This is a genomic window from Brevibacillus composti (assembly GCF_016406105.1).
Lineage (GTDB): Bacteria > Bacillota > Bacilli > Brevibacillales > Brevibacillaceae > Brevibacillus > Brevibacillus composti.
This window is the reverse complement of the sequence record NZ_CP066308.1, coordinates 3,307,882-3,330,846: the sequence shown is the minus strand read 5'-3', so window position 1 is coordinate 3,330,846 and position 22,965 is coordinate 3,307,882. Positions and strand designations below refer to the sequence as shown.

The following is a 22,965-nucleotide window of genomic DNA, read 5'->3' as shown; positions in this document are numbered from 1 at the left end:
GAATAGGCGGAAAGCACCTCGTCTGTGATACAATAAAAGGAGAAAGGAGCGATCCGTTTGAAGCAAGATGTCTACGCTCATCAAATACGTGTGCGATACAGCGAAACCGACCAAATGGGTGTGGTGTATCACGCAAACTACCTCAATTGGTTTGAAGTCGGCCGCACGGAATTTATTCGAGATACAGGGATTACTTATCGCGCTTTGGAGGAGAAGGGAATCCTGCTGCCCGTCACGGATGTCGGGCTTTCCTACAAACTCCCTGCCCGCTACGACGACTGGGTGGAGATCCGGACGAGACTGGAGGAACTCTCACCTGTACGGCTCACCTTTGCCTATGAACTCTACCGGAGGGAAGACGGACAGCTGCTCGTCAGCGGGTGGTCCAAGCATGCGTTTACGACGACGGAGATGAAGCCGATCCGGCTTTCTCGTGCGGTACCGGAGGTATATGCACTGCTTCAGGAGCGTTGTACAAGGGGGAGATCGTAATGCTCTTTCGCATCCTGCTCGTTCTGTTTATTGTAGTGCCGGCGATTGAACTATGGGGCCTGATTTCGGTGGGGAAAGTGATCGGACCCTGGTGGACCGTGGCGCTGGTCATCCTGACCGGATTCGTAGGGGCCTGGCTCGCCAAGCAGCAAGGGCTGCAAGTGATGAGGATGCTCCAGCTGCAGATGTCCCGCGGTCAGATGCCGGGAGAGACGCTGATTGACGGAGCGCTGGTGCTCTCCGGCGGCCTGATGCTGCTCATGCCCGGATTTTTCACGGACATCGTAGGCATTCTCTTTTTGCTCCCCTACACGCGGATGATTATCCGTCATCTGGTGAAGAGGTGGCTGTGGTCGCTGATCTCATCGGGTCGGGTTCATTTCTTTTTCCGACGGTAAAGCTGCTTGCGGTACAGCTGTTTGCGCTGTGTTCCCAATCAAAAAAGGAGGCGAATGTCGCCTCCTTTTTACGTCTCTTGCCCTTTGATATACTTCCAGAGGTCCATAAATACATTGGCTTTGACCAGCGCATTGATCAGGACCAGAGAGACGGGACCGATGATCAGACCGAGGAAGCCAAACAGCTGCAAGCCGACAAACAGGGCGACCAGCGTCAGCAGCGGATCCAAGCCGACATTTTCGGCGACGACCTTCGGCTCGATAATCTGCCGGAAGATCAGCACGACGCCGTAGAGGATCGACAAGCCGATCACCAGGGAGTAATTCCCCTTGAAAAACAGGTAGATGATCCAGGGGATAAAGACGGTCCCGGTGCCCAGGTACGGCAGCAAATCGACAAGTCCGGTCAACAAACCGATGGTCACCGCATACTCCACCCGCAGAATCAACAGGCCGATCATTACGATCGCGGCCGTGAGCGAGATCAGGGTCAGCTGCGCTTTGGCGAAGCCGAACAAAGCGCCCTTTAAATCCTGGAACACTTCGTCGAGCCGCCGGTTGACGCCGCTCGGAAGAATTTTCCGAAAACGCGCTTCCCACAGAAAGAAATCCTTGGAGATGAAGAATGCGCCGATCAGGGAGATCACGAACACCGTCGCCAGATTGGGCAGGGAGAGCAGGAAGTTTTTCAGCCCGTCCAGAAATTGCACAATCAACTGCTGTCCAGCGTGTGTGATGGATGTGATGCCCTGGCCGATGGTGTTGTCCAGCTTCTCTTTGTAACCCGCATCAAGCGTCGTCAGGAACGACTGGATTTGCTCATAGATGCCGGTGAGGAAATCCTGAGAAATCGTCCTTTGCAGATAGTGGGCCAGCTCCGTGGAGAAGAGTGGAAGTTTGCGCGCCAGCTCCCCGATTTCGACGACGGTCTCGGTGATGATCAGGGTGACGACCCCGCCGGACAGGGCGAGCAGGAGCAGCAGCGCCAGCGTGACGGACAGCCATCGGGGGATCTTCGCCTTTTTGGTCAAATAGGTAACCGGGCGATGGATCACCAGCGCGATGACTAAGGAGATGAGAAATGGGTACAGTAAGGGTAGTGCAAAAACCAGGATTCGGAAGCTGGCGTAGATGAGCAGGCAAACCCACAAAAACCGAATAATTTGAAAGAGGCGGATGGCCCAGTTTTGCCGGTTCAATAGAACTCTCCTTTCTCTGTATGGCAGGATTGCTGTCTCTTTTATGAAAAAAACATTCGCGCTGTTTCTCAAACATTATTTTACCAGGCAGGGCCCGGAGAAAGACGGCCGAAACTGCCGCGAAAACCACTCGTGACTGCTTTGTAACTATTATGCAGTATGCTGATAGGCGCAAGCAAGTTTTCCCTTCCGTGCCTGCTTTTTTACATCTTGTACTTTTATCATTCACAAAACTGCAATAATCTTTTATAATTGTGTCGAATTATGGTTGGATTCTTTTTATTGACATACAGCAGGACCTCTTGGTCTTTCCTCCCGTCTATGCGTATTTTGAAATACGAATGATGATCCGTTTCATTTTATAATCATTCATTTGTGGAGGGTGGTCGTAAAAGGAACCGCCACGACAACTACATATAGCATAGAGTGGAAAAGGAGAGAGTTACATGACAGCTACTCGTGGACTAGAAGGCGTAGTTGCCGCTCAATCTTCAATCTGTTCGATTGTCGATGGGGTACTTTGCTATGGTGGTATCAATATTGACGAGCTTGCGGAACACGCAACATTTGAAGAGGTTGTCTACCTGCTCTGGCATGGAGCCCTACCGAAGCGCGATCAGCTGGATGCTTTGAAAAAGCAGCTGGGTGAAAATGCTGCGGTGCCCCAAGAGGTGATCGACAGCATCAAATCCTACCCGAAAGGCGTACACCCCATGGCGGCGTTGCGCACAGCTGTCTCTTCGCTAGCGCTCTACGATGCAGAAGCTCAAGAGATGAGCCCGGAGGCCAACTACCGGAAATCGATCCGCCTGATGGCCCAGACACCGACTCTGATTGCTGCCTTTGCTCGCATGCGAAAAGGACTGGAGCCAGTCGCTCCCAATCCGTCCTATTCCATCGCCCAGAACTTCCTGTACATGCTGACGGGCGAAGCTCCGACCGAAACCGCTGTGAAAGCGTTTGATGTCGCCCTCATCCTGCATGCGGATCACGAGTTCAACGCATCCACCTTTGCAGCACGGGTGACTGTCGCGACGCTGACAGATATTTACTCCGGCATCGTGTCTGCAATCGGCACACTGAAGGGACCTTTGCACGGCGGGGCAAACGAAGCGGTAGCAGCTATGCTGGCCGAAATCGGCTCTGTCGACGAAGTCGAATCCTACATCCGCCAAAAGCTGGACAACAAAGAGAAGATCATGGGCTTCGGCCATCGCGTCTACAAAGACGGCGACCCGCGTGCCAAGTGGCTGAAGCAAATGTCCAAAGCGCTGACTGCGCAAATCGGACGCCCTGAGCTTTACGAGATGTCCGTGAAGGTAGAAGACATGGTAACAGGCGAAAAAGGTCTGAAGCCAAACGTCGATTTCTACTCCGCATCGGTGTACATCGCGCTTGGTTTGGAGAGCGATCTGTTCACGCCGATTTTCGCCATCAGCCGTATGTCTGGCTGGACTGCGCATATCATGGAACAATACGAGAACAATCGTCTGATCCGTCCGCGCGCAGATTACACCGGTCCGGTCAATCAGCATTATGTGCCGATCGATCGCCGCTAAGACCATCGCTTTTCCGAGCGTGGAGGAGTCCGTCACCCGAATGGAGAATGTACTCCTAAGCGCAAGCTTGAGAACTACCACCCGCGCGTGGTAGTTCTCCTACGTCTGGAAATATTTTCTACCATATTTTTCATACACTGGAGGGATTTTTCGTGTTTAAAAACCTGTCTCAGCCGACTGCTGGTCAAAAAATCACAGTAGACAACGGCAAACTCGTTGTTCCAAACAACCCCATCATCCCATTTATCGAAGGGGACGGTACGGGTCCAGATATCTGGAAGGCATCTGTTCGTGTCCTGGACGCAGCTGTAGAAAAAGCTTACAAAGGCGAAAAGAAAATCGAGTGGTTCGAAGTCTTCGCAGGCGAAAAATCCTTCAACCAATACGGTGAATGGCTCCCTGAAGATACGCTTACCGCTGTGCGCGAGTATCTGATCGCGATCAAAGGCCCGCTCACGACTCCGGTTGGCGGCGGCATCCGCTCCATCAACGTGGCTCTTCGTCAAGAACTGGATCTGTACGCTTGCGTGCGTCCTGTGCAATACTTCGACGGTGTGCCATCCCCCGTCAAACATCCCGAATTGACAGACATGGTCATCTTCCGCGAAAACACCGAGGACATCTACGCTGGTGTCGAGTGGGCGGAAGGAACGCCAGAAGTGAAAAAAGTCATCGACTTCCTGCAAAACGAAATGGGCGTCAAAAAGATCCGCTTCCCGGAAACCTCCGGCATCGGCATCAAGCCTGTTTCCAAAGATGGTACCGAGCGTCTGGTTCGCGCAGCGATCAACTACGCGATCGACAACAAGCGCAAATCCGTTACCCTGGTACACAAAGGCAACATCATGAAGTTTACCGAAGGCGCGTTCAAAAACTGGGGCTATGCTGTGGCTGAAGCGGAATTCGGCGACAAGGTATTCACCTGGGCGCAGTACGACCGCATCAAAGCCGAAGGCGGCGACGCGGACAAGGCGCAGAAAGAAGCAGAAGCAGCTGGCAAAATCATCGTGAAAGACGTGATCGCCGACGCCTTCCTGCAACAAATCCTGACTCGTCCGGCTGAGTACGACGTGGTTGCGACACTCAACCTGAACGGCGACTACATCTCCGACGCCCTGGCTGCACAAGTAGGCGGCATCGGTATCGCACCTGGCGCGAACATCAACTACCTGACCGGCCACGCGATCTTCGAAGCGACCCACGGTACCGCTCCGAAATACGCAGGTCTGGACAAGGTAAACCCGTCTTCCGTGATTCTCTCCGGCGAAATGATGCTGCGCCATCTGGGCTGGAACGAAGCGGCTGACCTGATCATCCAATCCATGGAGAAAACCATCTCCGCAAAAACCGTAACCTACGATTTCGCTCGTCTGATGGAAGGTGCGACCGAGCTGAAGTGCTCCGAGTTCGCAGATGCCCTGATCAAAAATATGTAAGCAGTTCCTTGCGAAGACACATCGAGACATCACTACCCCACTAAAAGCAATGGAGGCGATTTGAGAATGGCATTCCAACGCAAAAAAATCGCAGTGATCGGCAGCGGCTTCACAGGTGCAACGACGGCATTCATCCTGGGCCAAAAAGAACTGGGCGACGTCGTGCTCGTGGACATCCCGCAGCTGGAAAACCCGACAAAAGGGAAAGCACTGGATATGATGGAATCTTCCCCGGTACTTGGCTTTGACGCCAACATCACCGGTACGGCCGACTACGCGAATATCAAGGACGCCGACCTGGTGATTATCACTGCCGGAATCGCTCGCAAACCTGGCATGTCCCGTGATGACCTGGTGAACACCAATGCTGGCATTATGCGCTCCGTAGCGGAGCAGGTCAAAACCTATGCGCCGAACTCGATCGTGCTGGTTCTGTCCAACCCGGTAGACGCAATGACCTATACCTTCTTCAAAACATCGGGCTTCCCGAAAGAGCGCGTCATCGGTCAATCCGGCGTGCTGGACACGGCTCGTTTCCGCACGTTCGTCGCGATGGAGCTGAACGTATCGGTAGAGGACGTAACCGGCTTTGTACTGGGTGGCCACGGTGACGACATGGTGCCGCTGGTTCGCTACTCCTATGCTGGGGGAATTCCGCTGGAGAAGCTGATTCCAAAGGATCGTCTGGACGCCATCGTCGAACGCACCCGCAAAGGCGGCGGCGAAATCGTCAACCTGCTGGGCAACGGCTCCGCGTACTACGCGCCGGCTGCATCCCTGGTACAAATGGCGGAAGCGATCTTGAAAGACAAGAAGCGCATCCTGCCCTCCATCGCCTACCTCGAAGGCGAATACGGCTACCATGATCTGTACCTGGGTGTGCCGACCCTGCTCGGCGGCAACGGCATCGAGAAAATCATCGAGCTGGAGCTGACGGCAGAGGAAAAAGCGGCGCTCGACAAGTCCGCCCAATCCGTGCGGAATGTGATGGCTGTTCTTCAATAAGCACACTGCTTTTGGTGAATCGTGAATGTCTACGTAATAAAAGAAAGACGTCTCTTTTCGGAGGGGCGTCTTTTTTTGGTGTTTTTAATAAGCGGTGGAGGAACGGCGCTCTAATCTTTACAAAAAAATTACTTGTTTACCTCCCGGGGGTTTGGCAGACTGGACAGTGAGAAGACTAGAGAAAAGCCGAACGGCAGCGTAGGGGGGATGGATGTTGACGAAGATTCTTGTCGTCGATGACGAAGCATCGATTGTGAAATTATTGCAGTTTAATTTGGAAAAAGCGGGGTTTCAAGTGGTGACCGCCTTTGACGGAAAACAGGCATTGGACATGGCCCGCATGGAACAGCCCGATTTTATTATCCTCGACTGGATGCTGCCGAAGATGGAAGGCATGGACGTGTGCAAGACCTTGCGCCAAGAGCGGAATAATACTCCGATTTTAATGTTGACGGCCAAAGACGATGAACTGGATAAAATCCTGGGGCTGGAGCTGGGGGCGGATGATTATCTGACCAAGCCGTTCAGTCCGCGGGAAGTGATCGCCCGGGTCAAAGCGATTCTCCGCCGTACCCAGACGACAGCGGATGGCACAGCTGCACCGGATGAGGTTGTTCTGCAGTTTGGGGAAATCCGCATCTACCCGGAAAAATATGAGGTGTACCGCGGTTCGGAGAAAGTGGAGCTGACGCCAAAGGAATTTGAACTGCTCCACTATCTGGCCAGCCACCACGGGCGGGTCCTGACGCGAGATCAATTGTTGAACGCCGTGTGGAACTACGATTTTATCGGCGATTCGCGGATCGTCGACGTTCACGTAAGCCATTTGCGCGAGAAATTGGAGGAAGACACGAAAAATCCTCGCTACATCAAAACGGTCCGTGGATTAGGTTACAAGCTGGAAGGCTGACGGGAGGCCGGATTCGTTGACACGTTTTCGAATTAAACTCACCTTGACCATTCTCGGGCTGGTTTCCATCGTTCTCTTGGTGATGGGGATGTACTTCGCCAAGGTGCTGGAGCGATTCTACCTGGATACCCTGGGGGAACTGCTTACGCGCGAATCCAAGCTGGTCGCCCAATCCGTCCGATTTCCGGAGGTCCTCCGCGACAAGGAAGAGCTGGCCAGAAGGGTGCAGCAGGTAGCCTCGGAGGAAGAAGTGCGGATTACCGTCATTGATGTCGACGGGAACGTGCTTTTTGACAATATTCACAAGTCCGAGGAGATGGAGAACCACGCCAGCCGTCCTGAATTTGCCGCCGCTTTGCGCGGGGAGACGGGGATCGACAGGCACTACAGCGAGACGCTGGGCTACGAAATGATGTACGTGGCGGTCCCGGTCCGATCCACAGAGAACGTGATCGGCGCTGTCCGCTCCGCGATGTCGATGCAGGATATTGCGGATACGGTGCATAATCTGTGGTACACCCTGCTCACCGGTCTGCTGGTCACGATGATTCTCGCTTCCATCGTCGTCTCCCGGATTTCTTACAACATCACGAGCCCGATCGAAGAAATTACCCGCGTCGCGCGAAATATTACCCAGCGCGAGTACGAGAGCCGCGTGCGGATCAAGGCCCGGGATGAAATCGGACAGCTGGCCTCCGCCATCAACTTTATGGCCTCCAGCCTGGAACAGCAGATGTATGAAATCTCCGAAAACCACCAGCGGCTGACCGGCGTCCTGACTAACATGACCAGCGGAGTGATCTTCATCTCTGAGCATCGCCGGATCATGCTGGTCAATCCGGCTGTCGAACGATTGCTGGGGAAATCGGCCAATGAGCTGATCGGGAAACTGCATATTGAGGCGGGGAAAAACTTTGGCCTCAGTCAATACATTGACCGCTGCCTGGACCGCGGCGAAAAGTTTCGCCAGGAAGTCCACATCTACTATCCCCAGGAGCGGATTCTCGACGTGAACTTTGCTCCCTATATCAACTTCAAGGGAGAAGCCAAAGGGGTCGTGGTCGTTTTGCACGACTTCACGGAAATCCGCCGTCTGGAGAAAATGCGCAGCGATTTCGTCGCCAACGTCTCGCATGAACTGCGCACCCCGATCACCTCGATCAAAGGCTTTACCGAGACGCTGTTGGATGGCGCGATGCAGGACGAGGAGACCTGCCGCAACTTCCTGCAGATCATCTACGATGAGAGCGAACGCCTCTATCGGATGATCCGCGACATCCTGGACCTCTCCAAAATCGAGCAAAAACGGCTGACGCTTCAGCTCACGGAGGTCGACCTGCAGGATCTGATGGCCTCGACGGTAGCGCTCTTGCAGGAGCAGGCGCAGCGCAAGCAGATCTCCATCCAGCTGCCCGACCCGCATCCGCGTGTGACGCTGACGACGGACAAGGATTGCCTGCAGCAGATCATCCTCAATCTGGTCACCAATGCAGTGGTCTACACACCCGAGGGCGGAGCCATCTCGCTATCGCTTCGGCAGGAGAGAGGTCAGGTGCAATTCCAGGTGGCAGACACCGGCATCGGCATCCCTGAGGCGGATTTGCCGCGCATCTTCGAGCGTTTTTACCGGGTAGACAGAGCGCGTAGCAGAGATTCCGGGGGCACCGGCCTGGGGCTCGCGATCGTCAAGCATCTGGTGGAAAACCTGCACGGACACATCACCGTCCAAAGCGCAGAGGGAGAAGGAACGACCTTTACGGTGACGCTGCCTCTGCAGTGGTAGGCAGAGCCAGCCAAAACCTTTACACAAAGAAAACATTCTCTTTACCCCTGGTATACATTGGCCCTGTACGATTGGTCGTGACAGAGAAATGGAGGGGAAAAGGGTTATGACAAGACATGTGTTCGAAGAGCAGCTAGACGGTTTGCATCGCAAGCTGATGTCGATGGGGACATTGGTGGAAGAGGCCATTCATAAATCGATTAAGAGCCTGGTGGAACGCGATCTCCAACTGGCGGAGCAAGTGATTGCAAGCGATCATTTGATCAACGAGCTGGAACAGGAAATCGAGATGGGCTGCTTCCAGATGATCGCGCTCCAGCAGCCGGTTGGGGGAGACCTGCGCCGTCTGGGCACGATGCTCAAGCTGGTGACCGATCTGGAGAGAATGGGCGATCATGCCGTCTCCATCGCCAAGACCACGCGCCGTTTGATGGCAGAGCCCTATGTGAAGCCGTTGATCGATATTCCGCTGATGGCGGATCACGTAAAAGCGATGGTGCGCGACAGTCTGAATGCCTACATCGGTCTGGATAAGCAGGCGGCAGAAGAGATCGCGCTGCGCGACGACATCGTCGACAAGCTGTTCTCCACGATTTTCCGCGATTTGATCGATGTGATGACCAAGAATAGCCAATCCATCTCCCAGGGAACCCATCTGTTGCTGGTCGCGCAATACCTGGAGCGGATTGCAGACCATGTGACCAACATCTGCGAGTGGATCATCTACATGAGCACAGGGAAATTGACCGATCTGAATAAATAATGAACTTATCATCTAATGAGTATCTTTTTTAGAAAACCCGTTGCTGCCACGCAGGCGGGTTTACTTGTGCCATCTCAAACGGTACATTCGCCTAATCCCGGCCTGCTGCATAGAATAAACCGAATAGCCCACTCAATACCAGCGCTTAGCTTGTTTTCAGGAGGGATCGCGATGAATATAGGCCATGCAGGCGTGCGTCATTTCTATGCAGGCGGAAATACGGCAAGAGGGTACCGCTCGTTTTTGGATTCGATATGGACCGGGACAGAGGTTCGCATCATACTAACCGGAGATGTAGAAGGGCTGCCTTCGCAGCTGATCCAAGAAGCAGGAGAGAGAGCGATCCGGCAAGGCTTGCGGGTCGAGTGGATTCACTCCCCTTTTGTCAATGGAACCTATGACGGCATCGTCCTCCCCGATCGGAGGGCGGCGGTCGTAGACGGAGGTTATCCGCGCCAGTTCCAGACCAGAGCGCCGGGCTTGATCGAGCGCTATCTGGATTTGCAAGAAGCGGTGGATCGGGAAAAGCTGCAGCCCTATCGGCAGGAGATCGTGACGCTGCTGGAGCGGATTCACACGCTGACCACAGCGGCCCAGCAATCGTTTGCCGAGGCTTTACGCGTCCACGATGATTGGGAGGCTGTCTATATCGCTCATCTCGACAGAACCAAAGCCAATCAGGTGGCAGAAGAAACGGTACAACTGTTTTTCGGAAACGAAAAAGCCGACAAACCGGCCCGGATCCGGCGCATGTATCTGGGAGCCGCCACGCCGGACGGACCGCGAGACTTTGTCCCGCTCCTGACGGCGGCGGCTGAGAAGCGTTACCTCATTAAAGGCAGGCCGGGGTCGGGTAAATCCACGATACTGAAGCGGCTGGTGGCCGAAGCGGAAGCGCGCGGCTTCGACGCCGAAGTCTACCACTGCGGCCTCGATCCGAACAGTCTGGATATGGTCGTCCTGCCGGAGAGGGGGCTGGCGATCTTTGACAGTACAGCTCCCCATGAGTATTTCCCTGAAAAAGAGACGGACGAAGTGATCGACATGTACAGACGAGCGATCGAACCGGGGACGGATGAGAAATACAGGGAAAAGCTGATGAGATTCCGCACGCTCTACAAGGAAGCGACCAAAAAGGGAACGGCGCAGTTGAAAGAGGCGGAGGAAGCCCGCAACCGGCTGGCCCGGATCTATCGGGATGCTGCAGACCGGGAGAAAGTGTCAGGCTTGCAAGCGTCCGTCTGTCAGCTCCTGGGCCTGGCGTAGAGCTCTGTCCGGCTAGCGCATCCCCATCGAATGAAACCCGTCTGTCTGCTCATACTATCCCCAAAGGAGGTGAGCAGCCGGATGGGTTTTTCCTATATAGTGGCCCTCATGCTGATGGTCCAGCAGCCTCTGGACGCAACTGATTTTCTCCGGATTACCTGGCAGGGAAACCCGCTCGCCTATATTGATCGCACTGATATCACGCTTCCCTTTTCAGGCGTGCCGCTCCTGGATGAAGACCGGCTGGAGGAACTGAAAAAAGCGGTGGAAAAGCAAGTCTACCGGACTCCCGTGAACGCCGCCTTCGACCAAAAGGGGCAGATTGTCCCCGAACAGAGAGGACGGGCGCTGGATGAAAAAGCTTTTTCTCATCAAGTCTACACCTATTTTTACGGCAACGGACCGGCCGAGATCACCCCTGCCGTGCGAGAAGTGATTCCGCGCATCGACCGCGGCTTGCTGCAGGAGGTGCGGAAACGGAGAATCGCCCAATACACCACTTTTTTTAACCCCGCAAATCGCAATCGCTCTCATAATATCAAGCTGGCTGCCCTCGCGATTAACAACTATGTCGTCTTGCCGGGGGAGACGTTTTCCTTCAATAAAGTGGTCGGCAAGCGGACCCGGGAAAAAGGCTATCTGGATGCGCCGATCATCGTCAAAGGAGAGCTTTCCGAAGGAATCGGCGGCGGCATCTGTCAGGTTTCCTCCACTCTGTTCAATGCGGTGGATCAGGCGGGACTGCATATCGTCAAACGATACTCCCACAGCAGACATGTCCCCTATGTTCCTCCCGGCCGTGACGCCACTGTCAGCTGGTACGGACCCGATTTTGTCTTTCAAAACAAATAGGCCTACCCGATCCTGATCCGGGCGCAATCCGTGCATGGCCGCATGTTTGTCGCCATTCACTCCGTCCCCGAGATCGAGTACGAGCCGCGGAATGTCCCCAGCACCCGGTCCACCCTGCCGGAAGAGGTCCCATCCGGCCCCGACCTGCCGGAAGAGGTGCCCATGATCGATCGGGGCATCAAAAGATCAGACAGCTCCCTTTTGCAGGGTGCTGTTTTTTTGTAAAAGGCAGCAAATGCTGTGCCCAAAAGGGTTGGACGAAGCCAAGTTTTCCAACCGGCAGCTTGGACACAAAAAAACATTGAAATCATATCCAAAAACCCGTATAGTGTTTCGTGTGATAAAATTTCGTGCACGAAATAAAAATGAGGGAGGAGGCGAGCCATGAACAAGCCAGTGGCCATCCGTGACCTATTAAAGCGCCTGAACAAGACGATCAATACGATTGCAGGAAGAGAGCTGGAGCAGTTTGGCTTAACCGTTCCGCAGCTGATGGTGCTGCGGGCGATCAAGCAAAACAGTTTAACCATCGGCCAGATCAGCAAGGCCGTGGATCTCTCTTACAGCACGGTTTCAGGCATCATTGACCGGTTGGAGCGAGAAAAGCTGGTAGCAAGAACAAGAGACGAAAAAGACCGCCGTGTGGTCTGGATTCACATGACGGACAAGGTAAAGGAGCAGTTTGACAAGCTGCCCATTTTTTCAGAAGCGTACTACCATACGCTTTTTCGCGATTTTTCGGACGACGAGCTGGAACAAATCGTTCGCGCACTGGAAATCTTGATCTCGAAACTAGAGAAAGAAAGCTGAGGAGAAAGCATGAAGCGAAAACTAATCTTGTATGTCATCCTGTTCCTGATCATCGGAGGAGGTGCTGGCATTGGCTACTATTACTGGTATCAAGGTAGCCATTTTGTCACGACACAAGACGCCCGGATATCCGGTGATATCTATCGTGTCATGCCGCGAATTGCCGGCAAGCTTCAAGCGTTGAGCATCACAGAAGGGGATGCGGTGGTCGCCGATCAGATCGTCGGGCAACAAGACAGCACCAATCTGACGACCAATCTGTTGGAAAATGCGCTGCTTCGTGCACCGATTACCGGAACCGTGATCAAGACATTGGCGAAGGAAGGAGAGGTCGTGTCACCGGGCCAATCCATCGCCATGATCATCGATGAATCGAAACTGCATATCGCGGCCAATGTGGAAGAGACCGAAATCAACCGCCTGAAGCTGGGGCAAAAGGTGGATATTGTCCTCGATGCCTATCCGAACAAAAAGCTGGTCGGCCATGTCAGCCAGATCGGCCAGGCAACCAACTCTACGTTCTCGCTTCTGCCTGCTGTGAGCACCAGCGGCAACTTCACAAAGGTGACCCAGCGAATCCCGATCAAGGTAGCGATCGACGATGCCGCTGGACTTCATCTCGCCGCCGGATTGAACGCAGAAATCAAAGTGTACGTGAAGGAGAGGTAGAACCATGCACAAAGCGAGACAATGGAAGACGCTCGGGACGGTACTGGCAGCTGTTTCGCTGCTGGCAGCGGGATGCAGTGAACCGTCTGCGGCCGGAGAAGCCGAGAAGGTTCCGGTGGTAAAGGTATGGAAGGTCGACGTGGCAGCCGCCAGCACGATTTCCGGCGGGAAAATCGCGCCTTCGGATGAAATTCAGGTCGTATCCAAGCTGCCCGGAAAAGTGGCAGAGATCCATGTAAAGGAAGGCTCTGTGGTCAAGAAAGGGGATCTGCTGCTCACGCTGGATGCCGCGGATTACCGCGAGCAAACCAAGCAGGCAGAAGCCGCGATCGCCAGTGCCCAGGCAAGGCTGCGCGACACGCAGGCCGGGACGCGCACCCAGGAACTGCAGCGTCTGGCCAGCAACGTCGAGCAGGCCCAGGCGGCGCTCCAGGTCGCCGAGAATACGGCTAACCGGATGAAAGCCCTGTTTGATTCAGGCGCGATTTCCCTAGCAGAGTACGAAAAGGTCGGGCTCGATCTGGAGAAAGCGAGAGTGGCCGTCCAGCAGGCGGAGGCGCAGTACGATCTGGCCAAAGCGGGACCGACAGCGGATACCGTCGCTGCCTTGCAATCCGAAGTCAGCCGCCTTCAATCCAGCCTGGAGCTGGCGAAAAACAACTATCAAAACACGCTGATTCACTCCCCGATCAGCGGCATTGTCGCCCGCAAGAGCATCGATCCGGGCGAAATGGCACAGCCCGGCGTGCCGCTCCTGGTCCTGGTGAACATGGATCAGGTAAAGGTGGAGGCAAGCATTCCTGCCGAAAAAGTCAATCAGGTGAAGGTGGGCGAGCAGGTAGACGTGCATGTAAGCAGCCTTGGCAAAGTGTTCAAAGGTACGGTCGAATTCGTCAGCCCCATCTCGGATGCCAACAGCAGCTCCTTCCCGATCAAGGTCGTGCTGGATAATCGAGAGGGAGAGCTGAGAGCGGGGATGCTCGCCGAGGTATCTCTGCCGAATCAGACGCAGACGGCGAACGTCTGGAAGGTGCCTTCCTCTGCCATTCTGACGAAAGACAACAAACAGTATATTTTCAAAGTGGACGATGACGTGGTCCATCAAGTGGAGGTCTCCGTCGGAAGCGTAGCGGGAGAATGGGCGGAAGTGCTCCAGGGTGTGGCTCAAAATGACCGGCTGGTGCTGAAGCCGACAGAAGCGTTAACCGAGGGCGGAAAAGTCGTCGTCAACTAGCGGAGGTGGAAACTATGGCAGAAGCTTGGGCCCAGCAGAAGGAAGAGAGGAGTGGCGGGATGTGGATAACGCTCCTGGCCATTCTCATGGGGACCTTCGTTGCGATTCTGAACAACAGCCTGATTAACGTCGCTTTGCCTACGCTGGTTAACGTTTTCGGTTCCACGACAGATACGATCCAATGGGTCCTCACGGGATACATGCTGGCAAACGCGGTGGTGATCCCGATGAGCGGATCGCTGGGCGACAAATTTGGATACAAGCGTATTTTTTTGCTCTCATTGACCGCCTTTACCGCTTCCTCGGTTCTGTGTGCGCTGGCCTGGAGCGACACGAGCATCATCGCCTTCCGGATTATTCAAGGCTTGAGCGGGGGCTTTATCATGCCGATCGGCATGTCGATGATCTACATGGTGGTTCCCCGAGAAAAAATCGGGATGGCGCTGGGGCTGTTCGGGATCGCCTCGATGGTGGCTCCCGCCATCGGCCCGACGCTGGGCGGGTATTTGATTCAATACCTCAGCTGGAAGTTTTTGTTTTTGATCAGTGTGCCTGTAGGAATTTTCGCGATTATCATGAGCAGTGCCCTCCTCAAGGAAACGACGAAAAAGCCCGATCTGAAGTTCGACTATCCGGGCGCGATCCTCTCCATCATCGCTTGCGGCTCTCTGCTGCTGGCCTTGAGCAAAGGGCAATCCGAAGGGTGGACTTCATTTTACATCGTCAGTCTATTGTTCGTCGCCTTCTCTGCATTGGCGCTGTTCATCTGGGTCGAGCTCGGGAAAAAGGAACCTTTGCTCAATCTCAGCCTGTTTAAAATCCCGGTCTTTACGCTTAGCGTCATCACCTCCAGCTTCGTCATGATGGGGATGATGGGCGGGATTTTCATCATGCCGATCTTCCTGCAAAACATCCAGGGGATGACGGCGATGGATTCGGGCCTGCTGCTCATGCCGCAATCGATCGCGATGGCTGTAATGATGCCGATCAGCGGCAAGCTCCTGGACAAATACGGGATTGGACCGATTGCGTTGGTCGGCCTGTCGATCATGGGGATCATGACCTATGAGCTGCACAATCTGGAGGCCGATACGCCTCATCATTGGCTGAACACGATTCTGACCATTCGCGGACTCGGGATCGGGCTGTGCATGATGACGCTCTCGACGGTGGGGATGAATGCCGTTCCCCGTGCGATCGTCGGGAATGCGTCGTCCTTGTCCAATGTCATTCGCCAGGTGATGAGCTCGTTTGGGATCGCGATTTTGACGATGGTGATGACGACGCGCACCAATTTCCATTCGGCTGCGATCTCAGAGAGCATTTCGGTGACCTCCCTGACTGCCGCTGAATTTCTCAAGGGATTGACGGGCATGTATACGCAGGCAGGCGTGGATGCAGCTGCGGCGCAAGGAGGAGCCAGCTCCATGCTGGTAGGCTTGATCGTCAAGGAAGCGACAGTCCGGGGCATGGCAGATGCCCTGCTCATCTCGGCGATCCCGATCTTTGTCTCCATCCCGCTGCTCTACTTCCTGCATAAAAAACCGACCCCGCCAAAAGCAGCGGAAAACCAGCAAAAAGCGGCAGCCTAATCGCAACACTCTTTTATTTTTTCAAATATATGTTTTAATTACTGTATTGAGATAGACATTTGCACTCAACAGAGAAAGGGAGATGTAGCGCCCATGGCATTGCAGCTGGATGTAGTGTTGACCAAGCAGAAGAAGGAGAAACCTGATTTTGGCCGCTTGGGATTTGGACAGCATTTTACCGACCACATGTTTATCATGGATTACAACCCGGAGAAGGGCTGGTACGATCCGCGCATCGTACCGTACGCCCCTGTCACGCTGGACCCGGCAGCCATGGTATTTCATTATGGACAAGCGGTGTTCGAAGGGTTGAAAGCCTACCGCACAAAGGATAACCGGATTCTGTTGTTTCGTCCGGAAAAGAACATGCAGCGGATGAATATCTCCAACGATCGAATGAGCATTCCTCCGGTAGATGAGGCGTTCCTGCTGGATGCGCTCAAGAAGCTGGTCGAGATCGAGCAAGACTGGGTTCCGACGGCGCCCGGCACATCGCTGTACATCCGGCCGTTTATTTTTTCGACGGAGCCGTATTTGGGCGTCCGGGCGTCCCAGACCTACAAGCTGCTGATCATCCTGTCGCCGGTGGGGGCTTATTATGCGGGCGGCATGACCCCGGTCAAAATCCACGTGGAAAACAAATTCGTGCGGGCCGTCAGAGGCGGGACCGGCAACGCCAAAACGGCCGGCAACTACGCTGCCAGCCTGAAAGCACAAAATGAAGCGAAGGATCTCGGGTACGAGCAAGTGCTGTGGATGGACGGCGTGGAAGGCAAGTACATCGAAGAGGTCGGCGCGATGAACGTCTTCTTCAAGATAAAGGGAGAGGTATGGACGCCTGCTCTGAACGGCAGCATTCTGGATGGGGTTACCCGCAATTCCGTCATCCATCTGCTCCGCGATTGGGGCATCCCGGTTCAGGAAAAGCGGATTGCCATGGAAGAGATCTATCAGGCGCATCTCAACGGAGAGCTGGAGGAAGCCTTCGGCACCGGTACGGCGGCCGTCATTTCGCCGATCGGGGAACTGAACTGGAACGGCAACCAGCTCTGTATTCACGAGAAATCTGTCGGGGAACTGACGATGAAGCTGTATGAGACGCTGACAGGCATTCAATACGGAGAAGTCGAGGACAAATATGGCTGGACGGTGCAAGTGAACGAAACCGTTGCGAGCTCGTAAAAGACAACAGCAAAGGCACAGTGTTTCCCATAGGGAGAACGCTGTGCCTTTTTTTCAGGAACAGGGCCGCAGAGAGAATCACGCAGCTTCAAGAAAACGCCTTTATCACCCAGTAAACGATGCGCCCGACAATATACCCCAAAAAAATCGTCCATCCAATTCGAGCCCAGACGCTGAGCCCTTTGACGTATTCACGCAAGCTTTTTCTGCGAGGCGGCAGTTGGCTCACTTGTTTCCACTCCTTTAACGGGTTGGTTGTAGCGGATAAACAGGTAGATTCCGGCGAGGATGATCAGCCCTCCTACGTACTGCGGCAGCGTGACGACTTCGCCGAGAATGAAGTACGCGAGGATCGCGGTACCGACCGGTTCGCCCAGAATGCCCATCGAGATCGTCGTCGTATTCAGCCATTTGATGATCCAGTTCAGGATCGAGTGGCCGAGCAAAGTCGGAAACAGCGCCAGGCAGAAGAACCAGCCCCAATTTTCCGCCGAGTACCCGGTCAGCGAATAGCCGAGGGCGAGATCGTAGGCGACGAGGATGATGCTGGTAAACGAGTAGACGACCAAGGTATAGGAAAAGGACGAGAGATACTGCCGGATGTACTGGGCGATCAGCCAGTAGCCGGTAACGGTGGCCGCGCCGGACAAGGCGAGGATATCTCCCCACAGGGCCATGCCGCCTACCTGGAAATCCCCCCACCCGATGACAAAGCTGCCGACGATGGCCAACAGTCCGCCGGCAAGCGCGAGCGGCCTCACTTTTTCCCCGAAAAAGAAATACCCGCCGACAAAGGCAAAGAGGGGCTGGAGCGTTACCAGAACCGTAGAGCTGGCCACCGATGTATAGTTTAAAGACTCAAACCAAAGCAGGAAATGACTGGCCAGGAAAGCGCCCGAAAGCGCGCATAGCAGCCATTGTTTGCGGGGCATGCGCAGAATTTCGCCGATGGCGCCGCGGTTCCAAAAAAGGAGCGGCAGTGTCAGGACGACCGAGAAAATCAGCCGGTACGTGGCGATGATCGGCGATGGCGCATCGGAAAGTTTGACGAAAATCGCCGATGTCGAGATGGCCACGACCCCGAGAAACAAGGCGAGATAGGGTGGAAAAAAAGGCTTTTCTATCTGTTTGTTCATGAACAGCACCTCTTATGCAGGATCGGTAGCATGACTCCTATTGTACCTGTCTCTCGGAAAATTCACAATCATGCCACGTTGGTAGATCGAGGATAGAAGAACCGGACCCGTGGAACACTTTAGCATTATGAGAAAGTACAGGTTCTTCATCGTGCTGATGGTATTGTTCCTGCTGTTTCCGGAGCGGAGTGCAGCCGTTCCGCTTGCCAATGTCCAGGTCTTGATCGATGTCGGTCACGGAGGTGTGGATCCAGGTACATCATTCGGTTCGGTTTTGGAAAAGGAGATTAACTTGCAGGTGGGAAAGCGCCTGTACCGCCAGTTGACGGAGAAGGGGTATCGCGCGGTTCTTAACCGGGATCGGGATATTGCGCTGAGCGACGAGAATCACTGGCTGAAAAATCCCTCCCGCCATATCCGCGATCTCGCCCAGCGCCGTCATCTGGCAAAAGAGATGTCCCCCCAGCTGATGGTGAGCCTGCATGTCAACTGGTCATCGGATGCGAGGCGGCGCGGTCCGGTCGTGATTTACCAGCCGAATGAACAGAGCTACTGGCTGGCCTCGATTCTCCAGGAGAACCTGAACCGGCTGGCCAAGACGAATGCCCGCCCTGTCAAAGGGGGCACGTACTATCTGCTCAAACAGCAATACTGTCCAACTGTCATCATTGAGATGGGGTTTATCGGAAACTACGCGGACCGCCTCATGCTGACCACACCGAAGCAGCAAGAGCAGCTGGCGCGGGCGATCGGCGAAGGGATTGCCGAATACCTCATGCTGACGCATGAACTCAATGGAGAAGGCAGTCGGCAATCGAACGGAGAACCGCAGCGCAGCTGGTGGCAGCGCATCTGGAACGCCGTCCGCCACTAGTGTGAAAATGCCAACAGGTGAGGCCTCTTTCTGAATCCGGGGTAAGTCATGCGGATCGGACGGAGGCCGTTTTCTTTCCAAAGGGCCTTCTCCTCACGCTTTCACCAGGTGACCGCTCTCTTTTGCCAGCCAGGCGACCCCTATGTTAAGATGAAGGATAGCGAAAAAAAGAGAGGGTGCGGACGAAATGAGCCATTTGGTGTTGATTGACGGGAACAGTATCGCCAACCGGGCGTTTTACGCGTTGCCGCTTTTGTCCACATCGGCGGGATTGCACACCAATGCGGTGCTGGGCTTTACCACGATGCTGCTCAAGGTGCTGGAAGAGATGAAGCCGACGCATGTGCTGGTCGCTTTCGATGCGGGCAAAGTGGTGTTTCGCCACAGCGAATTTGCAGAGTATAAAGGAGGGCGGAGCAAGACGCCGCCTGAGCTGTCCGAGCAGTTCCCGCTGATTCGCGAGCTCCTGGACGCCTTCTCCATTCGGCGCTTTGAGCTGGAAGGCTACGAGGCGGATGATATTATCGGGACCCTCACCCTGCGTGCGGACGAAAACAACTGGAAAACGACCGTGATTACGGGCGACAAGGACATGCTCCAGCTCGTATCCGACAATGTCTCCGTCGCGCTCACCCGCAAAGGCGTCAGCGAGATCGAGATGTATACACCGAAGGAAATCGAAGAGAAGTACGGTTTGAAGCCGCTGCAAATCATCGACCTCAAAGGCTTGATGGGCGACAGCTCGGACAACATTCCGGGCGTGCCGGGCGTCGGCGAAAAGACGGCGCTGAAGCTGCTCCACGAGTACGGCTCCGTCGAGGCCGTGCTGGACAACGTGGACAAGATCTCGGGCAAAAAACTGCAGGAAAACCTGCGGGAAAACGTGGACAAAGCCAAGCTGAGCAAAGCGCTGGCGACGATCATGCGCGATGCTCCGGTCGAGGTGAACGTGGAGGAGACTTCGTACCAGGGATATGAGGCTGATCCCGTCGTGGACTTCTTCAAAAAGATGGAGTTTAAGTCGCTGCTGCCCAAAGTGAAGGGAACGGCAACAGCGGAGGGCGGAGAGGTAACGGAAGCCGCGCCCTTTTCCTTTGAAGTGGTGGAGGAGGGACAGACTTCACAGTTTGCGGACAAGCTGACCTCGCCGATGGCTTTTTACGTGGAAATGGACGGGGAGAACTACCACCATGCGCCGATCCTGGGATTTGGTCTGGCGGCCGATGGCGTCGCGCTCTACGTCCCTTGGGATGTAGCCAAGGAGTGGACGGCTTTTCGGGAGTGGCTGGCGGACGAATCCCGCGAAAAATGGGTATTTGACGGCAAACGAGATACCGTCGGCCTGGCCTGGCACGGGCTGGAGCTTGCCGGCATCCGTTTTGACAGCTATCTCGCTTCCTATCTGCTGAATGCGGCGGAGAGCAGCCCGCAGGTGGCCGATATCGCTGCACATTATGCCGAGATCCGGGTGCTGCCGGATGAAGAGGTGTACGGCAAGGGAGCGAAGCGGATCGTACCAGAGTCGGATGTGCTGAGCGAACACGTGGCGCGCAAGGCTGCAGCCCTGTGGCAGTGTGTGCCGCGCATCCGGACAGAAGTGGAAGCGAGCCGGCTGGATGAGCTGTTGAAGCGTATCGAGGAACCGCTCAGCCTGGTGCTGGCGGCGATGGAAAAGCAAGGCGTCAAGGTGAACGAAAGCCGATTGCAGCAGATGGGAGAGGAACTGGACGCCCAGCTCGAGAAACTGACCGAACAGATCTACGAGCTTGCCGGCACCTCCTTTAACATCAACTCGCCCAAGCAGCTTGGCGAAATCCTTTTTGACAAGCTGGATCTCCCTGTGCTGAAAAAGACCAAGACCGGGCCGTCCACCAGCGCGGATGTACTGGAAAAACTGGCCCCCTATCACCCGATTATTGAGGTGATTCTGCATTATCGCCAATTGGGCAAGCTGCGCTCCACCTATATCGAAGGACTGACCAAGGAAATCCACCCGGGTACAGGCAAGGTGCACACCCTGTTTAATCAGGCAACCACCGCGACGGGCCGCCTGTCCAGCACAGAGCCCAATCTGCAGAACATCCCGATTCGCCTGGAGGAAGGACGAAAAATCCGCGAGGCCTTTATCCCTTCGGAAGAGGGCTGGTACATCTTAGCGGCGGACTACTCCCAGATCGAGCTGCGCGTCCTGGCCCATATCTCGGGCGATGAGAATCTGATCGACGCCTTCCAGAAAGACATGGACATTCATACCCGCACGGCGATGGATGTGTTTGGCGTAGCGCAGGAGGAAGTGACGTCGCTGATGCGCCGTCAGGCCAAGGCCGTCAACTTCGGGATCGTCTACGGCATCAGCGATTACGGCTTGTCGCAGAATCTGAACATCACCCGGAAAGAAGCGGGAGAGTTTATCGAGCGTTATTTCGCCGTCTTCTCCGGCGTCAAGAAGTACATGGAGGATATCGTCCAGCAGGCCAAGCAGGACGGCTATGTAACCACCCTGCTTCATCGCAGGCGCTACCTGCCGGACATTAAAAGCAGCAATTTCAATCTGCGCTCGTTTGCCGAGCGGACGGCGATGAATACGCCGATTCAGGGAACGGCTGCCGATATTATCAAACTGGCAATGATCCGCATGCAGGAGAAGATGCGGGAAAAAGGGCTGAAGAGCCGCATGCTGCTTCAGGTGCATGACGAACTGATTTTCGAAGTGCCAGAGGACGAGCTGGAGATCATGAAGCAGCTCGTTCCCGAGGTGATGGAGCATGCGCTGGAATTAAAAGTCCCGCTGAAAGCGGATGTCAATTACGGGCGGAGCTGGTACGAAGCCAAGTAATGCCGGCTCGTCTCTTTCAAAAAACGGGCAGCGGCCGGGAGCGACCCGGTTCTCCCGGCAGACTGCCGGTCAGCTGCAACAGACATCGAGAGGAGGAGAAATCATGCCGGAATTGCCAGAGGTGGAAACGGTTGTGCGGACGCTGCAGCGTCTCGTCCTCGGGAAGACGATTGCCCGGGTCAGCGTGCTTTTGCCCCGCATCATTCGCAGACCGGATGATGTGGAGGAGTTCAAGGCGCTGCTGGCCGGCCAGACGATTCACGCCATCAAGCGGCGGGCCAAATTCATCCAGTTCGTGTTGGATCGGGACGTGCTCATCTCTCACCTCCGCATGGAGGGGCGCTACGGCTTGTATCAGGCCGAGGAGCCTGTCGAGAAGCATACGCATGTGATCTTTCACTTTACGGACGGCACGGAGCTGAGGTACCGGGATGTCCGGCAGTTCGGGACGATGGACCTGATCCCGCTGGGGCTGGAGACGGCCGAGGGGCCGCTGGCCAAGCTGGGTGTCGAGCCCCTGGACCCGAACTTTACGGCGGAGGTATTGCGCGGCCTGCTCAAAGGGCGGACGACCAAAATCAAACCGCTGCTGCTGAACCAGGAATGTATTGTCGGTTTGGGGAATATTTATGTGGACGAGTCACTCTTCCGCGCAGGAATCCACCCGGAACGTCCTGCCGGCAAGCTGACCGCTGAACAGACCGCCCGGTTGCACGCGGCTATCGTGACGACGCTCTCGGAAGCCGTGGAGCAGGGAGGCAGCTCGATCAAGTCCTACGTGAACGGCCAGGGAGAGATGGGGATGTTCCAACAATCCCTCCTGGTTTACGGGCGCAAGGGAGAACCGTGCACCAAGTGCGGAACCCCGATCATCCGCTTCGTCGTTGGCGGACGAGGCACACACATCTGTCCAGCCTGTCAAAAAGCAGGCAAGCGAACAAAACAGTGAGAGCTGCAAAAGGGAGGGTG

General features: G+C 55.1%; 19 protein-coding genes and 1 pseudogene. 18 read left to right on the top strand and 2 right to left on the bottom strand.

Annotation, left to right across the window (positions count from 1 at the left end; all coding sequences use genetic code 11):
* Nucleotides 1–57 precede the first annotated feature (57 nt).
* Together JD108_RS16820 and JD108_RS16815 are read left to right on the top strand one after the other, a co-directional pair.
* On the top strand, nt 58–492 hold the full coding sequence (locus JD108_RS16820; protein WP_198827144.1) for an acyl-CoA thioesterase: 435 nt from the start codon (nt 58–60) through the stop codon (nt 490–492).
* Complete coding sequence (locus JD108_RS16815) at nt 492–890, top strand: FxsA family protein (protein ID WP_198827143.1); 399 nt, start codon at nt 492–494, stop codon at nt 888–890. The genes JD108_RS16820 and JD108_RS16815 overlap by 1 nt, the downstream gene beginning before the upstream one ends.
* Nucleotides 891–958: 68 nt before the next feature.
* On the opposite strand, the gene ytvI is transcribed toward JD108_RS16815, so the two are convergent.
* Nucleotides 959–2,089: a sporulation integral membrane protein YtvI gene (gene ytvI, locus JD108_RS16810; RefSeq protein ID WP_198827142.1), complete on the bottom strand. Its 1,131-nt coding sequence runs from the start codon at nt 2,087–2,089 to the stop codon at nt 959–961.
* A 446-nt stretch (nt 2,090–2,535) separates the two neighbouring features.
* Here ytvI and citZ point away from each other — a divergent pair, with 446 nt between their 5' ends.
* From citZ to JD108_RS16745, 13 genes and pseudogenes are all read left to right on the top strand, one after another.
* Entirely contained in the window at nt 2,536–3,648 is a 1,113-nt protein-coding gene (gene citZ, locus JD108_RS16805) for a citrate synthase (protein ID WP_198827141.1), read from the top strand.
* A 152-nt stretch (nt 3,649–3,800) separates the two neighbouring features.
* The gene (gene icd, locus JD108_RS16800) at nt 3,801–5,084 is read left to right on the top strand and encodes an NADP-dependent isocitrate dehydrogenase (RefSeq protein WP_198827140.1); all 1,284 of its coding nucleotides are present in this window, start codon (nt 3,801–3,803) and stop codon (nt 5,082–5,084) included.
* 66 nt (nt 5,085–5,150) lie between these two features.
* On the top strand, nt 5,151–6,089 hold the full coding sequence (gene mdh / locus JD108_RS16795) for a malate dehydrogenase (RefSeq protein WP_198827139.1): 939 nt from the start codon (nt 5,151–5,153) through the stop codon (nt 6,087–6,089).
* A 214-nt stretch (nt 6,090–6,303) separates the two neighbouring features.
* A complete protein-coding gene (locus JD108_RS16790) occupies nt 6,304–6,999 on the top strand; it encodes a response regulator transcription factor (protein ID WP_323958425.1) in 696 nt (231 codons plus the stop codon).
* A 16-nt stretch (nt 7,000–7,015) separates the two neighbouring features.
* On the top strand, nt 7,016–8,782 hold the full coding sequence (gene pnpS / locus JD108_RS16785) for a two-component system histidine kinase PnpS (RefSeq protein WP_198827137.1): 1,767 nt from the start codon (nt 7,016–7,018) through the stop codon (nt 8,780–8,782).
* 106 nt (nt 8,783–8,888) lie between these two features.
* The gene (gene phoU, locus JD108_RS16780; protein ID WP_198827136.1) at nt 8,889–9,545 is read left to right on the top strand and encodes a phosphate signaling complex protein PhoU; all 657 of its coding nucleotides are present in this window, start codon (nt 8,889–8,891) and stop codon (nt 9,543–9,545) included.
* A gap of 171 nt (nt 9,546–9,716) precedes the next feature.
* The gene (locus tag JD108_RS16775; protein WP_198827135.1) at nt 9,717–10,811 is read left to right on the top strand and encodes a hypothetical protein; all 1,095 of its coding nucleotides are present in this window, start codon (nt 9,717–9,719) and stop codon (nt 10,809–10,811) included.
* Between the two features lie 81 nt (nt 10,812–10,892).
* Nucleotides 10,893–11,888 (top strand): annotated as a pseudogene (locus tag JD108_RS16770) (VanW family protein).
* Nucleotides 11,889–12,047: 159 nt separating this feature from the next.
* Nucleotides 12,048–12,473 (top strand): MarR family winged helix-turn-helix transcriptional regulator, encoded by a 426-nt coding sequence (locus tag JD108_RS16765; RefSeq protein WP_198827134.1) that lies wholly within the window; start codon nt 12,048–12,050, stop codon nt 12,471–12,473.
* Between the two features lie 9 nt (nt 12,474–12,482).
* A complete protein-coding gene (locus JD108_RS16760; RefSeq protein WP_198827133.1) occupies nt 12,483–13,142 on the top strand; it encodes an efflux RND transporter periplasmic adaptor subunit in 660 nt (219 codons plus the stop codon).
* A gap of 4 nt (nt 13,143–13,146) precedes the next feature.
* Nucleotides 13,147–14,376, top strand: coding sequence for an efflux RND transporter periplasmic adaptor subunit (locus JD108_RS16755; protein ID WP_198827132.1), 1,230 nt, complete (start codon nt 13,147–13,149; stop codon nt 14,374–14,376).
* A 14-nt stretch (nt 14,377–14,390) separates the two neighbouring features.
* Complete coding sequence (locus tag JD108_RS16750) at nt 14,391–15,968, top strand: DHA2 family efflux MFS transporter permease subunit (RefSeq protein ID WP_198827131.1); 1,578 nt, start codon at nt 14,391–14,393, stop codon at nt 15,966–15,968.
* A 93-nt stretch (nt 15,969–16,061) separates the two neighbouring features.
* The gene (locus JD108_RS16745; protein WP_198827130.1) at nt 16,062–17,150 is read left to right on the top strand and encodes a branched-chain amino acid aminotransferase; all 1,089 of its coding nucleotides are present in this window, start codon (nt 16,062–16,064) and stop codon (nt 17,148–17,150) included.
* Between the two features lie 191 nt (nt 17,151–17,341).
* On the opposite strand, the gene JD108_RS16740 is transcribed toward JD108_RS16745, so the two are convergent.
* On the bottom strand, nt 17,342–18,286 hold the full coding sequence (locus JD108_RS16740; protein WP_198827129.1) for a DMT family transporter: 945 nt from the start codon (nt 18,284–18,286) through the stop codon (nt 17,342–17,344).
* Between the two features lie 127 nt (nt 18,287–18,413).
* Between JD108_RS16740 and JD108_RS16735 the strand changes: the two genes are divergently transcribed.
* The 3 genes from JD108_RS16735 to mutM all read left to right on the top strand — a co-directional run bounded on the left by JD108_RS16735 (nt 18,414) and on the right by mutM (nt 22,945).
* Nucleotides 18,414–19,160 (top strand): N-acetylmuramoyl-L-alanine amidase family protein, encoded by a 747-nt coding sequence (locus JD108_RS16735; RefSeq protein ID WP_198827128.1) that lies wholly within the window; start codon nt 18,414–18,416, stop codon nt 19,158–19,160.
* 187 nt (nt 19,161–19,347) lie between these two features.
* Nucleotides 19,348–21,996: a DNA polymerase I gene (polA, locus tag JD108_RS16730; protein ID WP_198827127.1), complete on the top strand. Its 2,649-nt coding sequence runs from the start codon at nt 19,348–19,350 to the stop codon at nt 21,994–21,996.
* Nucleotides 21,997–22,099: 103 nt separating this feature from the next.
* On the top strand, nt 22,100–22,945 hold the full coding sequence (gene mutM, locus JD108_RS16725) for a DNA-formamidopyrimidine glycosylase (RefSeq protein WP_198827126.1): 846 nt from the start codon (nt 22,100–22,102) through the stop codon (nt 22,943–22,945).
* The last annotated feature ends 20 nt before the right edge of the window (nt 22,946–22,965 follow it).